Here is a 15,017-nt window from a genome sequence, read left to right as displayed (position 1 = left end):
ACATTGTACTTTATTTTTGCTTTTTTGAAAATATAAAGGTGATTAAAGCCTTAAAAAATTAAAAATCATATTTATAACTTAACCAAAAACTTCTTCCTTCTGTATAATCTTGATAGCGATTTGCATATCCAGCAGGATTAGCCCCATCCCATCTTGTAACTTGCGGATCAAAGAAATTTTTATCAAAAAGATTTTGCACTGCAAAACTTAAGCTAGATTGCTTATTGATTTTATAATTTATCCCTAAATCTACTATATAAAAAGGCTTATATTTTTGCCATGGCAGACTACCATTACCGCCACCTTTTGCTTTAGCTATAGTATCAAGTCTTGCTCGTGTTTTTATATAGGAACTAAATTTACCTCGCTCATAGTTTAATTTTAACATTGCTATATGTCTTGGTAAATTTTCTATTCTATCACCACCAAACCAATTTTTTTGACCATCTTTGTAGCGATTATCCATAAAAGTATAACTTGAATTTAGGCTAAAGCCATTGTAAGTTTTGGTATTAATGCAAATTCTATACCTTTAGTCTGCGTTTTTCCAAGATTAATAGGACGCTTACAAACAATGCCATTGCTACAATTAATATCATTTTGCATACCTGTTAAATCTTCACTACTGATTTGATTTGTAAAATCAGTAATAAATCCTGTAATAGAATAATGTGCAAAATCAAATACCATAAAATCAACACCCAATTCATAATTTATACTTTCTTCTGGTTTTAAGTCAGGGTTTCCAAAATAAGCATTATTATTGGCATAATTATAATATCCATTTGTCAACTGCTTGGCAGCAGGAGTTTTATAGCCTTTTGAAACACCTCCTTTCAAGGCTATATTATCATTTAAGTGATAAACCAAATAAACCCTAGGCGTAAATTCAGAATCAAACAAATTGCTATAAATATAACGCAAACCTGTAGTAAAAATCAAATCATCGGTTATAAAATACTCATTTCCCCATAAAGCGCAACCGTGGTTTGATCAAGATTTTTACCTCTTATTTGACTACCTGCGCTCGCTTGATCATTTTTTAATATCTCATAATCAATCCTTGCACCAAAGGTATTTACTAAATTACCGTATTGACCTAAATTCCAAGGTAAAACAACCTTACCTTCTCCTACCCAAATTTGGCTATGCAGCTCCTTATCCTTAGTGCTACCATATTGTAAATATGAGTTAGTTGAACCAAAATCATAGTTACCATCATGATTTAAAACAATATTATCCTTAAAAAGTTGTCTTTCACTTTTAATAGCCCTACTACTTGTAGAATTCACTGAAATTTCATTAATATATCGCTCTATATCAAAATATATATTATTTTTATCATCTACTGTCCAATTAAGCCTAGAACCAAAACCTAAACTAGTAAAAGCACCTGGACTATGACTAGCAATTTGGTAATTATCAGGTCTTTGATTGTTATTATTCCAAACCGGTGTAGGCCATTTTAAATCAGAAGCTGCCTTATCATAATACTTCAACCTTGCAGAAATTGATAATATATCTTCAATCAAAGGGGTTGCTACATAAGCATTAAAACCGCCCGCATTGCCATAGTGATTAGAGTGCTGTTGTAAAAGAGTATTAAATTCTATATTTGCTTCGATTTTATCAGGATTTTTCTTAGTGATAATATTTATCCACACCGCCTACAGCATCACTGCCATAAAGTGTAGAAGCTGGACCACGTATAACCTCAATACGCTCTATCATAGACAAAGGTGGCAGATATCCTGACTCACTACCGCTAAAACCATTATCATAAAACCCATTTGCAACACTTTGACGTTTTCCATCAATTAAAACTAGAGTATAAGAACTACCAAAACCTCGTATGCTAAAATCATAAGTGCCTGTTTTATTCATAGTCACATCTACACCTGGAATATCTCCTATAGCCTCTCCTATATCCTTAATTGGCTTTTTTTAAGCTCTTCTTTTGTAATGATAGAAATACTAGCAGGCGCATCAACCAAATCTTGTTCAAAACCACTAGCACTAACCACAACATCATTAAGTTGATATTTTTCTTCTGCTTTTAACAAAGCTCCAGATAAAATTAAAAAACACAGTAAACTTTTTTTAAATTTTATATTTTTGATTTGAGTCAAATTAATTCCTTTAAAAATAATTATTTTGATATTTAAAATCATTTTTTAAGTATAAAAAAAGAATACTTTTAATTAACTTAATTTTGATAACAATTATAAATAATAAAATTATTTAAAAAAGCGAAGTAAAAGCCTAAGCCTCTTGATAGGCTCCAAGCTTTAAAATTTTCTGCATACGATTTGCAGAAAGTTCTCGTACATCAATATTTTCAAGTTCATTTAGAGATTTTTTTACATAATCAGCAATAGCTACTGCTGCAGCCTCTTTATTGCGATGTGCACCATTTGTAGGCTCATCTATAACATCATCAATTAAACCTTGAGATTTTAAATCATCAGCCGTTACCTTCATAGCCTTGGTTGCAGCTTCACTTTTTGCAGGATCATTCCAAAGTATTGCAGCACAACCTTCAGGAGAAATTACTGAAAAAACAGAATTTTTCATCATTGCAAGTTTATCTGCAACCCCTATAGCTAACGCCCCACCACTACCGCCTTCTCCGATAACTATAGCAATGGTCGGTATTTTCAAATCACTTAATTCATATAAATTTCTAGCGATAGCTTCACTTTGTCCTCTTTCTTCAGCACCTATTCCAGGATAAGCACCTGGAGTATCTATCAAAAATAAAATAGGAATTTGAAATTTCTCTGCAAGTCCTGCTACTCTTAAGGCTTTGCGATATCCTTCAGGATGTGGCATCCCAAAATTTCTAGCGATTTTATCTTTTGTTCCACGTCCTTTTTGCTCACCAATTACAATTATTTTTTTCTCTCCTAAATAACCCATAAAACAAACAATAGCAGGATCATCTCTAAAGGCACGATCACCATGTATTTCGTGAGCGTCATTTAAAATAAGTTCAATATAGTCAAGAGCATAAGGGCGATCTGGATGACGCGCTAATTGCAAACGCTGAAAATCACTTAAATTCTTATAAGTTTTAGAAATTTCTTTTTCAAGATTTTTCTTTAAAATCGATACAGCTTCAGTATCTCCTTTAATCTGAGCATTGATAATGTCCTCGTCAATTTGCTGAATATTTTTTTCAAAATCTAAATAAGAAGCCATATTAATCTACTTTTTTAAATACAACACAGCCATTTGTGCCACCAAAACCAAAAGAATTACTCATCACCACTTTTAAATCTACTTTTCTTGATATATTTGGAATATAATCAAGATCACATTCATCATCTTTTACAAGCTGATTGATTGTAGGTGGAACTACCCCATCTCTTAAAGCCATAACACTAACAACTGCTTCAATTGCACCTGCAGCACCCAAGCAATGACCTGTTTGTCCTTTGGTGGAACTTATAAGCGGGATATTATTGCCAAAAAGCTCTTTAATTGCTGCTGTTTCATTTTTGTCATTTACAGGGGTTGAAGTTCCATGTGCATTGATATAATCTACCTTTGGATTCCCTGCCATATTTAAAGCTTTTTTCATAGCTCTTAAAGGCCCATCTAAAGTTGGTGAAGTAATATGATGCGCATCTGCACTTTCTCCAAATCCAATTAATTCAGCATAAATCGTAGCACCGCGTTTTTTAGCCTCTTCATATTCCTCAAAAACTAAAGCTCCAGCACCTTCTCCCATGACAAAACCATCTCTTTCTTTGTCAAATGGTCTTGAAGCATGCTGTGGATCTTCATTTCTAGTTGATAAAGCTTTCATTGAAGCAAAACCACCTATACCCACAGGACAAATCGCAGCTTCTGCACCTATGACTAACATCTTTTTAGCATTTCCCAAAGCTATACTTTTATAAGCTTCTCCTATAGCATGAGTTCCTGCTGCACAAGCTGTAACACAAGAAATATTTGGCCCTTTAAGTCCATGCTCTATAGAAATCAAACCTCCTAACATATTTACAAGTGCTGAAGGTATGAAAAAAGGGGAAATTTTACGCGGACCTCGCTCGGAACAAATAATGGAATTTTTTTCTATGTTAGGCAAACCTCCAATACCAGCAGCCGAAACAATGCCAAATTCTTCTTTGTCTAATTCTTCGCTAAATCCAGCATCCTGCATTGCTTCTCTTGCTGCTTTAATTCCAAGTTGTATGAAACGGTCAATTTTTTTTACTTCTTTGCCATCAACAACCTCTAATGGATCAAAATTTTTAACTTCAGCTGCAATTTGAACAGGAAAGTCTGTGGCATCAAAAAGAGTAATTTTATTTACTCCGCTTTCTCCATTGCAAATTGCTTTAAATGAACTTTCTTTATCTAAACCAAGGGCATTGATCATACCAATACCTGTAACTACAACTCTTTTCAAGAATAAGCTCCTTGCAAGAAAAAAATTATTTTTTTAGATTGTCAATATAATTTACAACATCTTCAATTTTAATTAATTTTTCAGCATCACTATCTGGAATTTCTACTTCAAATTTTTCTTCTAAAGCCATAATAAGCTCTACAACATCTAAAGAATCAGCACCTAAATCTTCAATAATTTTTGATTCCATTTTAACTGCATCTGCATCAATACTTAATTGCTCTACTACTACTGCTTTTACATCATCAAATGTTGCCATTTGTTCTCCTTCAAAAAATTAAAATAAAGCGTATTTTACTATAAAAAGCTTAAAATATTTATAGTTTTTCATTATACTTGAAAATAAAATATTAAAACATAAAGGAAAAATGATGCTTTTCTCTAATTTAATCAAAGAAAATCAAAAAATTTGGAATGCTTATCTACATCATGATTTTGTTAAAAAATTGGAAGATAAAAGCCTAAAGCAAGAAAATTTTCTTTTTTATCTCAAGCAAGATTATATTTATTTGCTTAATTACGCAAAATGTTATGCAAGATTAGCACTCAACTCAAATACCGCAAAAGAACTTCGTTTTGCTATGAAATTTCAAAATTATATAGTTGAAGGAGAAATGGAACTTCATCGTGCAATTTTATCTCTTGGCATTAATGCAGATGAACTCGATATAAAAGATGAAAGTTTAGTCAATATAGCCTATTCGCGTTATATGTTAAGCGTAGGTGAAAATGGAGATTTTTTAGATATGTTAGTTGCTCTTAGTGCTTGCGCTATAGGCTATGCAAAAATAGGTGCTGAAATTATAAATCGTTTAAAAAATGAAAATTTAAAAGATCATCCTTACAAGGAATGGATTTTGACCTATGGAAGTGAAAATTTTCAAAATGAAGCTAAAGAATTTGAAGATTTTGTTAATTCTTATACTTCAAGTGTTAGTGCACAAAAATTCCAAAAACTCAGCGAAATTTTTCATACTGTAACACGCTTGGAAGTGGCTTTTTGGGAGCATTCTTTAAGAATGGAATTAAATCTTTAAACATGGGCTTTTTGCCCATGTTTTTATGCAATTTTACTTGCATCAATAATATTATAATCTAAACCAACCGTTTCTTTAGAAAGTCCTAATGCAAGTCCTACTAATTGTGATAAATGAATAATAGGCAATCTTGCTTTAGAATTAGTATAATCTTGAAATCTTTCTTGATAGATATCAAGCTGCATTTGACAAAGTGGACAAGGTGTTACAACACAATCAGCTTGATTTTCACTTGCATTATTGACAATTTGACTAGACATTTTTTTCACAGATTTTTCTGCAGGATAAGAAGCATGAAAACCACAACAATCAAGGCGTTTTTCAAAAGGAACTATTTTAGCCCCTAAAACTTCTACTACACTTTCAAAACTTTTTGGATTGGTTGAACTTTCTTTTTTACCGAAAGTATCTTCAGGTCTTAAACTATGGCAACCATAAAATAAAGCTACTTTTAAATTTGAAAGCGGCTTTTTCACCTTGCTTTTTAAATTATCCAAATCCTCATAAAGCTCCCACAAAAGACTTGTAATAGGCGTTGAACCTTGATATTTCATTCCACCTTTTACTAAAAAAGTATTGATGCGTTCTTTTGCACCCTTATCAAGAGTATTTTTTGCTTTAGCTAAAGTTAGCATACAAGTACTACAAGTTGTAAGCATTGGCATTTTCATCTCTTCTGCTAAAGCAATATTTCTTGCATTAGCTACCAAAGTCGCAATAGGATCAACACACTGCGCTTGAGAAGCCCCACAACAACTCCACCCCTTAATTTCATTCAACTTCCAACCCAAAATAGGTGCAATAGCTTCAAGTGAAATTTTAGATTCTTTTGCAGCTTGAGATAAAACACAACCTGGAAAAAAAGCGTATTCTTTTTGCATATTTTACTCCTTAACAGCAGCTTCTTGTGCCGCCTTTATCATTTTAACCAAATCTTTATGCCCTTCTATTTCACCCTCGCCAAAAACATGCATAGGATTCATTTTTCCTGCACGCATAAGTTTAAAAGCTATATCTGTTTTACCCATAGAACCTATAACACCCTCAGAACGCAAAGCAAGATAAATTTCATTCAAGCGTCCTGAACCTTCAACTAAATCTTTATAAAAAGCTTCAGCATGATCAGGCCCTAAGCCTTCATTTAAACCTTTTTTAATCGCCATCACTCTTAAATTTGCTATATCACTTACTGAACTTATACCCTTTGGACAACGATCAGCGCACTCTTGACAATGAACACAAAGCCAAAGTCCATTCATTACGCTGGGTTTTACATGCAACATAGGATCCTTACCTCGAGAGTCCGCCGCTGCACGCCAAGCATGAGTAAAAACAAAAGGTTGCATATAATCGCTACTATCTGCTTCTAATTTATTACACTCTGAAGCACAGCTACCACATAAAATACAATCCCATTGCTTGCTAATACGATCAAATTCTTCTTGACTTTGTTTACAGCCCTTTTCCGCTGAAAATTCATTTTTTGCCACCATGGCAGGACGAATTTTTCTTAAATTTTCTATAGAAGGTTCCCAATCCACAATTAAATCAGAAATTACTCTAAAATTTCCAAGCGGAGAAATACGTATACTTGAAGGATTATCATATTCTTTTAACAAATCTTGCATTTTAGTATCACAAGCAAGATAAGAATGCCCATTCACACGAACTGCACAAGCCCCACAAATTGCAGATTGACAAGAGGCGGTAAAATTTAAAGTAATATCTTTTGTTTTTTTGATAAAAAGCAAAAGAGAGAGCAAAGTTTTTCCTTGTATATCCTTATCATCAATATCATAACTTTGTTCATATTTTTCCTTGCCATTAAAACGATCTATGATAATTTTCATTGTACTCTCCTTCCATCAAGTGAAAACTCAGTTACCACGACATCTTTATAACTAAGTTTTAATTCATCATTTTCTAAATTTACAATGCTATGTTTTAAGAAATTTTTATCATCTCGCTTTGGATAATCTTCTCTAGTATGAGCCCCACGGCTTTCAAGTCTATTTCTAGCTGCTAAACAAGCACAGCGAGAAAGTAAAATCAAATTACCAAGCTCTACATAATCTGTAAAAGCAGTATTCATCACTTCATTAGGATTTGGAATACGAATTTTTTCATATCTCGCTTGTATATCTTCTAATTTTTTTGCTAGAAGATCGAGTTTTTCTTGAGTTCTAAAAATCCCCATATTATCCCAATTTTGACTTCCTAGCTCTTCTCGCAATTCATACATTTCTTGACCATTTCCGCCATTATTTGTAATTTCTTTAAATCTAACCTGCCATTTTTGAGCAAGTTCATGAGTTTTTGCCCCTTTTCCAAAACTTACATCTTTAGCATAATTTGTCGCACCAATGCCTGCTAAATGCCCTGTTACAACTGCATCGGCTAAAGAATTTCCCCCTAGTCTATTAGCTCCATGTATAGAAATGCAAGAAGCTTCTCCACCTACATAAATTCCAGCAATTTTAGTACTCATATCTTCAAATTTAGCCACTTCAATTCCACCCATAGAATAATGCGCCGTTGGACGGATAGGTACAGGAGTATCTACTAAATCAATATTTTCAAAAAGCATTGCAGTGTGACGAATTTTTGGTAAATCTTTTAAAATTTTTTCTTTTCCTAAGTGGCGTACATCGCACAAAACATAAGCTCCAAGTCCCTCGCCATAACCTCTACCTTCACGAATTTCTGTTTCTATAGCACGCGCAACCACATCTCGCGGTGCAAGCTCCATTTTTTCATGGTAATTTTTCATAAAACGCTCACCACGATTATTTAAAAGATATCCCCCTTCACCGCGCGCCGCTTCTGTAATAAGAGTTCCACCATTTGCAACTCCTGTTGGGTGAAATTGTATCATCTCAGGATCTTCAAAACCAAGTCCTGCTCTAAGAGCAGCTGCCACACCATCTCCTGTGGCAATAAAAGGAGTTGAAGTTCTATTATAAAATATCCTTGTGTATCCCCCTGTAGCAATCACCAAAGCTTTGCATAACACAGGATAAATTCCACCGCTTTGTATATCTCTTAAAACGACACCCTCGCATTTTCCATCCACAACACCTATATCCAAAAGTTCATGATCCATTAAAAATTTCACACCACTACTAATAGCATCATCTAAACAAGAATGCATTAAAATATGACCTGTTTTATCTGCAGAATAGTTACAGCGTTTCTTAGAAGCTCCTCCCATTAAACGCTGAGCTACTCCACCTTGCTCATTTCTTGAAAACAAGGTTCCTATAAAATCCATATTAAAAATAGCCTTTCCAGCTAATTCGCAAAATTTTAAAGCCGCGTCTTGATCTACCAAATAAGCTCCGCCTTTAATAGTATCATAAGCATGTAATTTATAGGAATCTCCATTAGAAAAATCAGTAACTCCATTAATTCCACCCTCTGCCATACAAGTTGCGTTACGCGATGGCATCATCTTTGTAGCTACTACAACGCTTAATTTTGGATTTTCTTTTCTCACTGCGGCTGCAGCACGCGAACCTGCTCCACCTGATCCAATTACCAAAACATCGCAAGAAGGTAAATTTGTATCTTTATCCATCTTAGATGAATCATCTAAAGCATAAACTCCACTTGAACTTGCAGCTAAAGCTCCTACACTAATACAGGCTGTTTTTATAAAATCTCTTCTAGAAAATTCACCCATATCATTCTCCTTATTTAAAAAAATTAATAATAATTTTTAATGTAAGTCAATCTTACATAACCGCATGCCAAAAATCCAAAAACAAACTCTCCTTTCAATATAAAATGGATTAAAAACAAATTTATAATTTAGTAAATATAAAAAAGCATAAGATAAGTAATCAAAGAAGATAAATGAATATAATAAAATAAATATTAAAAAATTTTTGCAATATATCATAATCTATTCCTCGTAAATTAAACGGAATGATTATACCTTAAAAAAATAACAAAAAGTTAATATTAATTAAGATAATATTTATCTTAATTAATATATAGTTAATAAAATTATCAAATCATTAAGCCTTAAAAAGCTTAAATTCTCCATTCATAAATTGCATTCTAGCGCTTAGATGATCAAGATAAAAAACTTCAAATTTCGGATTTTGTGGAGTTTCATAAAGATTTACAAGATAAGGATATTTTTTAAACATCATTTTTTTAACTTCTAAATTTGGTTCAAAAACCGCATTAGCTCTAAGTCTTAAAAAAGTCCCATCTTTTGCACAAGAACAAAATTCAATACCATTATAATTTTTTATATGTTTAAAAAGTCCCTTTGTGTTTGCTGTGCAAAAATAAATTTTATCTCCCATAAGCAATGGACTTTGTATAGGACGCACTCTAGGATTTCCACAAGTTCCTAAAGTGGCTAAAAATGCCGGTGCATTATCATCTAAAAATTGTGCTATTTCTTTTAAATCCATCATTTTTCCTTACATATATAAACCACCATTGATCTTAAGCACATCGCCTGTCACATAAGAGGCATAATCACTAAGTAAAAACGCTACACAATTAGCCACTTCTTCAGGTTCTGCAAAGCGTTTTAAAGGGATATTGTCTTGATAGGTTTGTTTGATTTCATCACTTAAAACTTCAGTCATATCGCTTTTTATGAAACCTGGAGTCACACAGTTAAAGCGTAAATTTCTACTTGCTCCTTCTTTAGCAAAAGATTTAGTCATAGCTATCATTCCACCTTTACTAGCAGAATAATTTACTTGTCCAGCATTGCCCATTTCTCCGACAATAGAAGCGATATTTACAACAGCACCAAAACGTTTTTTACTCATGGTTTTTAAAGCTTCTCTACAACCTAAAAAAGCTGAGCTTAAATTTGTATCTACAACGCTACTAAAGTCCTCTAATTTCATTCTTAAAGCAAGTTTATCATTTGTAACGCCTGCATTATTTACAAGATAACTTAATTCTCCATCACTCTCAACTATAGTTTTTACACCGTTTTCAAACTCATCTTCTTTGCTTGCATCAAATTTAATCACAGCAGCAACGCCACCACTTGCAATAATTTCATCTTTTAAAGCATCTGCAAGTTCAGGTTTTGAACGATAATTGATCCAAACTTTAAGTCCAAAACCCGCCAAAGTTTTTGCGATAGAAGCACCTATTCCCTTACTTGCTCCAGTAATTAAAACATTTTTTCCACTAAATTTCATTATCTATCCTTAATAAGTTTAATTTTAAAAATTGCAATCTTAACAAATTTCTTATAAAAAAGGCAAACAAACTAAAATAAAGCCTCATTCATTTCTTTTGGAATTTCTAAGTCTAAAATTTTAAGCACGCTTGCAGCGATATTGCTAAGCCCCATATTATCTTTAATCTTTGAAACTCCCTTTGCTTGCACAAAAACAAAAACATCAAAAGTGGTGTGATTGGTAAGCAAATTTCCTTTTTCATCTTGCATAGCCTCGCAATTTCCATGATCACTTGTAATGATAAAAGCATAATCATGCTTTTTTGCACATTCTATAATCTCGCCCAAACAAGTATCCACCGCTTCGACAGCCTTTATAGCAGCATTAAAATCACCTGTATGTCCAACCATATCTCCATTTGCAAAATTTACCACTATAAAATCCTCACCCTTTTCTATGCCTTTTTTCACTGCATCACACACTTCAAAAGCACTCATTTGGGGTTTTTCATCATAAGTTTTTACCTTGGGGCTTGGGATTAAAACCCTTGTTTCATTTTCTAAAAGCTCTTCTTTTCCGCCATTAAAAAAGAAAGTTACATGGGCGTATTTTTCGGTTTCTGCGGTATGAAGCTGACTAAGCCCTGCTTTAGAAATCACTTGCGCTAAAGTATTTTCAATTTTTTCTTTTTCAAAAAGCACAGGGAGTTTAAATTTATCATCATAAACACTCATAGTAAGTAAATTTTCAAAGATTTTTTCGCGTTCAAACTCTTTAAAATCCTTAGAATTTAACACTTCAACAAGTTGTTTCATTCTATCATTTCTAAAATTGATAAAGATAATGCCATCTTCTTCTCTCATGCCCTTGTAATTCTCATTTTGAGCTGCTTTGATAAACTCATCAGTAATATTTTCATCGTAAGATTTTTGTAGGTATTCTAATAAATTTGGCACTTTATAAGCCTTACCTAACAAGCACTCATAATACTCTTTTACCCTATCCCAACGCTTATCTCTATCCATAGCATAAAAACGCCCGCAAAGCGTAGCAAAATGCACGCCTAAGTTTTCACAAAATTCTTTTAAATCTTTTATGAAATTTAAGCCACTTTTTGGACTTACATCACGCCCATCAGTGATTGCGTGAGCAAAAACTTCATTGCCATTTTTCGCACAAATTTCAAGCATGGCTTTAAAATGCGTATCCATAGAATGCACCCCGCCATCACTATAAAGCCCTATAATATGCACTCTTTTACATTTTGCTAAAAGTTTTTGTAAATTCTCATTTTTTTCAAGTTCTTTGTTTTCAATGGCTTTATTAATACGCACTAAATTTTGATAAATAATACGCCCACTTCCTATACACATATGCCCTACTTCACTATTTCCCATCTGCCCTTCTGGCAAACCTACAGCTAAACCACTCGTTTTTAGTAAAGAATTTGGGACTTCCTTAAAAAGCTTTTCATAACTTGGTTTTTTAGCTGCTTCAAAAGCATTAAACTTACTATTCTTATTATACCCTATTCCATCTGTAATAATTAAAACGCATTTTTGCTTCATTTTTCTCTCTTTTATAAGAATTTTTTTGGTTAGATTTTACTAAAATTAAACTTTTAAAAACCAAAAAGAAGGCTAGGTTTTGTATTATCTTTCAGATTTAAGTCATTATGCTTTTTTTACTTATATTAGTGTGCGTGCAGGATTTGCATTTTTTATCGCTTTATGTTTGTCTTTATTTTTAATGCCTAAATTTATTACTTGGGCAAAAGCTAAAAATGCTAGTCAACCTATTTACGAATACGCCCCAGAAACTCATAAAACCAAATGCCATACTCCAACCATGGGTGGGCTTATTTTCATTAGTTCTGCAGTAATTGCAAGTTTATTTTGTATCAAATTTGATAATATTTTTGCTATAAGTGCTTTACTTTGTTTGATACTTTTTTGTTTGATAGGTCTCATAGATGATTTAGGCAAAGTTCTAAAAAAAGATAATCATTCAGGACTTAGTCCAAGAATGAAGCTTTTAGCACAAATCATCGCTGGACTTATTTGCATCTTACCTTTATATTTTAGTTCAGAGCTTAGCACGGAACTTTTTATACCTTTTTACAAACACCCTCTTTTTGATATGGAAATTTTTGCCATTGCTTTTTGGATTTTGGTTTTAATTTCTAGCTCTAATGCTGTAAATTTAACCGATGGACTTGATGGCTTAGCTACAGTTCCAAGTATTTTTTCTTTATCTACTTTAGGGATATTCTTATATTTGAGCGGAAATTTAAATTATAGTGAATATTTACTTTTGCCAAAAATTCAAGGACTTGGTGAAGTAGTGATTATTTGTGCTGCATTAATCGGTGCTTTAATGGGATTTTTATGGTACAACTGTTATCCTGCGCAGGTTTTTATGGGGGATAGCGGGAGTTTAGCTTTAGGTGGATTCATAGGATTTTTAGCTATCATTAGCAAAAATGAAATTTTACTTTTACTGATAGGTTTTGTTTTTGTTCTTGAAACTGTTTCTGTAATTTTACAAGTTGGAAGTTTTAAAATTTTTAATAAAAGAGTATTTAAAATGGCACCTATTCATCATCATTTTGAAAAAGTTGGCTGGGTAGAAAATAAAATTATAGTGCGTTTTTGGATGATAGCCTTACTTTCAAATTTACTTGCACTTGCATCAATAAAGCTAAGATAATGAAAATTTCACTTTTTGGATACGGAAAAACCACACGCGCTATTGCTGAAAATTTGGTAGATCAATTTGGGTCTTTTGATATCTATGATGATCATTTTACAGAAACAAAAAAAGATACACTAGGAAATTTACTTTTAAATCCTAATGATTTTGATGATAATTTAAGCGATATTGAAATTCCTAGTCCAGGTTTTCCACCAAAGCACAAACTCATTCAAAAAGCAAAAAATTTACAAAGCGAATATGACTTTTTTTATGATATCATGCCAAAATCCGTTTGGATAAGCGGAACCAATGGCAAAACCACCACCACACAAATGGCTACACATTTATTATCACACATTGGTGCTGTTATGGGTGGAAATGTTGGAACTCCTTTAGCAGAGCTTAATCCTTATGCAAAACTTTGGATACTTGAAACTTCATCTTTTACCCTACACTACACTCATAAAGCTAAACCTGAAATTTATGCACTTTTACCTATAAGTCCTGATCATCTTTCTTGGCATGGAAGTTTTGATAATTATGTTCAAGATAAGCTAAGCGTTTTAAAAAGAATGAATGAATGTGATGTAACAATACTGCCTAAAATTTATGCAAATACTCCAACAAAAGCTCATAAAATAAGCTATGAAGATGAAAAAGATCTAGCTGTTAAATTTGGCATTGATACGGAAAAAATTTCCTTTAAAAGTCCTTTTTTACTCGATGCTATCATGGCTTTAGCTATAGAAAAAATTCTACTTGATACTTTAAGCTATGAGCCTTTAAATAGCTTTGTAATGGAAAAAAATAAACTCGAAGAGATTAAAGACAGTCAAAATAGGCTTTGGGTAAATGACACTAAAGCCACAAATGAAAGTGCAGTAATGGCTGCGCTTAGTCGCTATAAAGATAAAAAAATCCATCTTATCATAGGGGGAGATGATAAGGGTGTAGATCTTAGCAATTTATTTGATTTTATGAAAGGATTTGATATAGAACTCTATGCTATAGGTATTAGTACCGAAAAAATGCTTGATTATGCAAAAAAAGCGAATTTGAAAGCCTATAAATGTGAAGTTTTATCTAAAGCTGTAAATGAAATTTCAAATCACTTAAGAGTCAATGAAGTAGCTCTTTTAAGTCCCGCTTGTGCAAGTTTAGATCAGTTCAACTCTTACGCAGAGCGTGGAAAAGTCTTTAAAGAATGTGTGAATAAAATTTAATTTATTTTACTTTTCATAGAAAATTTTAAATTTTATCCTTCTAGTATTTTCAAACCCCTAAAAACACCCTATTCTCTCTAAAAACCCTAACCAGCAGCAAACTCTTTTTTAAACACGATTCTAAGTATCATCTAAAACAACAATAAAAATAAACATAGGATTTATATATAAAGTAAGTAATGAAGACATTTAACAAGTCCGCAATGAGCTACTTTCCCCCTGCCAGTAAGGCGTAGTATCATCACCCACGATGTGCTTAGCTTCTTGGTTCGGGATGGAGCAAGGCGTTTCCACATCTGTATAATCACGGACATTGTTATTTAAATATTCTTTGAAAGATTGAATTTAAAAAATAAAGCTTAATCTTTTATTTCTTTACTTTTTTCTTTATTCTCTTTCTTCTTTTCTTATCTTTTATCTTTGATAAGTTTTTATATAGAATACTTAAAAAACAATGTTAAGAGCAAGTTCTAATACAAACTCT

13 protein-coding genes, 1 rRNA gene and 1 pseudogene are annotated in these 15,017 nt (G+C 32.6%); 3 read left to right on the top strand and 12 right to left on the bottom strand.

Features of this window, described 5'->3' with window-relative positions:
- Positions 1–58: 58 nt before the first annotated feature.
- From FBF22_RS08590 to acpP, 4 genes and pseudogenes are all read right to left on the bottom strand, one after another.
- Positions 59–2,129, bottom strand: a pseudogene (locus FBF22_RS08590) (TonB-dependent receptor).
- A 133-nt stretch (positions 2,130–2,262) separates the two neighbouring features.
- The gene (gene accA, locus FBF22_RS02150) at positions 2,263–3,201 is read right to left on the bottom strand and encodes an acetyl-CoA carboxylase carboxyl transferase subunit alpha (RefSeq protein ID WP_002858530.1); all 939 of its coding nucleotides are present in this window, start codon (positions 3,199–3,201) and stop codon (positions 2,263–2,265) included.
- Position 3,202: 1 nt separating this feature from the next.
- Positions 3,203–4,417 carry a beta-ketoacyl-ACP synthase II gene (locus tag FBF22_RS02145; protein WP_002884830.1) on the bottom strand — a complete coding sequence of 405 codons (1,215 nt, stop codon included), beginning with the start codon at positions 4,415–4,417 and terminating at the stop codon, positions 3,203–3,205.
- A 25-nt stretch (positions 4,418–4,442) separates the two neighbouring features.
- The gene (gene acpP / locus FBF22_RS02140) at positions 4,443–4,676 is read right to left on the bottom strand and encodes an acyl carrier protein (protein ID WP_002854831.1); all 234 of its coding nucleotides are present in this window, start codon (positions 4,674–4,676) and stop codon (positions 4,443–4,445) included.
- 109 nt (positions 4,677–4,785) lie between these two features.
- On the opposite strand from acpP, the gene tenA reads away from it, so the two are divergent.
- Positions 4,786–5,454 (top strand): thiaminase II, encoded by a 669-nt coding sequence (tenA, locus tag FBF22_RS02135; RefSeq protein ID WP_072223318.1) that lies wholly within the window; start codon positions 4,786–4,788, stop codon positions 5,452–5,454.
- Between the two features lie 23 nt (positions 5,455–5,477).
- Here the strand turns inward: tenA and sdhE are convergent, their stop codons facing one another.
- The 7 genes from sdhE to gpmI form a co-directional block, all read right to left on the bottom strand.
- Positions 5,478–6,335 (bottom strand): 8-methylmenaquinol:fumarate reductase membrane anchor subunit, encoded by an 858-nt coding sequence (sdhE, locus tag FBF22_RS02130; RefSeq protein ID WP_002884829.1) that lies wholly within the window; start codon positions 6,333–6,335, stop codon positions 5,478–5,480.
- 3 nt (positions 6,336–6,338) lie between these two features.
- The gene (gene sdhB, locus FBF22_RS02125; protein WP_002884828.1) at positions 6,339–7,304 is read right to left on the bottom strand and encodes an 8-methylmenaquinol:fumarate reductase iron-sulfur subunit; all 966 of its coding nucleotides are present in this window, start codon (positions 7,302–7,304) and stop codon (positions 6,339–6,341) included.
- Entirely contained in the window at positions 7,301–9,136 is a 1,836-nt protein-coding gene (sdhA, locus tag FBF22_RS02120) for an 8-methylmenaquinol:fumarate reductase flavoprotein subunit (RefSeq protein ID WP_165433257.1), read from the bottom strand. Before sdhA ends, sdhB begins: the two co-directional genes overlap by 4 nt.
- Positions 9,137–9,473: 337 nt before the next feature.
- On the bottom strand, positions 9,474–9,884 hold the full coding sequence (locus FBF22_RS02115) for a pyridoxamine 5'-phosphate oxidase family protein (RefSeq protein ID WP_002864185.1): 411 nt from the start codon (positions 9,882–9,884) through the stop codon (positions 9,474–9,476).
- A gap of 6 nt (positions 9,885–9,890) precedes the next feature.
- A complete protein-coding gene (fabG, locus tag FBF22_RS02110; RefSeq protein WP_002859879.1) occupies positions 9,891–10,634 on the bottom strand; it encodes a 3-oxoacyl-ACP reductase FabG in 744 nt (247 codons plus the stop codon).
- Complete coding sequence (locus tag FBF22_RS08650; protein ID WP_002869268.1) at positions 10,624–10,722, bottom strand: hypothetical protein; 99 nt, start codon at positions 10,720–10,722, stop codon at positions 10,624–10,626. The genes fabG and FBF22_RS08650 overlap by 11 nt, the downstream gene beginning before the upstream one ends.
- Positions 10,706–12,184, bottom strand: a complete 1,479-nt coding sequence (gpmI, locus tag FBF22_RS02105) for a 2,3-bisphosphoglycerate-independent phosphoglycerate mutase (protein WP_002884825.1) — start codon at positions 12,182–12,184, stop codon at positions 10,706–10,708. Before gpmI ends, FBF22_RS08650 begins: the two co-directional genes overlap by 17 nt.
- Before the next feature lie 79 nt (positions 12,185–12,263).
- Between gpmI and mraY the strand changes: the two genes are divergently transcribed.
- Complete coding sequence (gene mraY, locus FBF22_RS02100; protein WP_002859004.1) at positions 12,264–13,325, top strand: phospho-N-acetylmuramoyl-pentapeptide-transferase; 1,062 nt, start codon at positions 12,264–12,266, stop codon at positions 13,323–13,325.
- Complete coding sequence (murD, locus tag FBF22_RS02095) at positions 13,325–14,533, top strand: UDP-N-acetylmuramoyl-L-alanine--D-glutamate ligase (protein WP_002884824.1); 1,209 nt, start codon at positions 13,325–13,327, stop codon at positions 14,531–14,533. The genes mraY and murD overlap by 1 nt, the downstream gene beginning before the upstream one ends.
- A 195-nt stretch (positions 14,534–14,728) precedes the next feature.
- Here murD and rrf read toward each other — a convergent pair.
- A 5S ribosomal RNA gene (gene rrf / locus FBF22_RS02090) occupies positions 14,729–14,845 on the bottom strand.
- Positions 14,846–15,017: the final 172 nt, after the last annotated feature.

Origin of the sequence: Campylobacter sp. CFSAN093260 (genome assembly GCF_012890095.1) — a bacterium.
In the GTDB taxonomy this organism is placed as follows: Bacteria; Campylobacterota; Campylobacteria; order Campylobacterales; family Campylobacteraceae; genus Campylobacter_D; species Campylobacter_D jejuni.
This window is presented reverse-complemented; position numbering and strand designations above follow the sequence as displayed.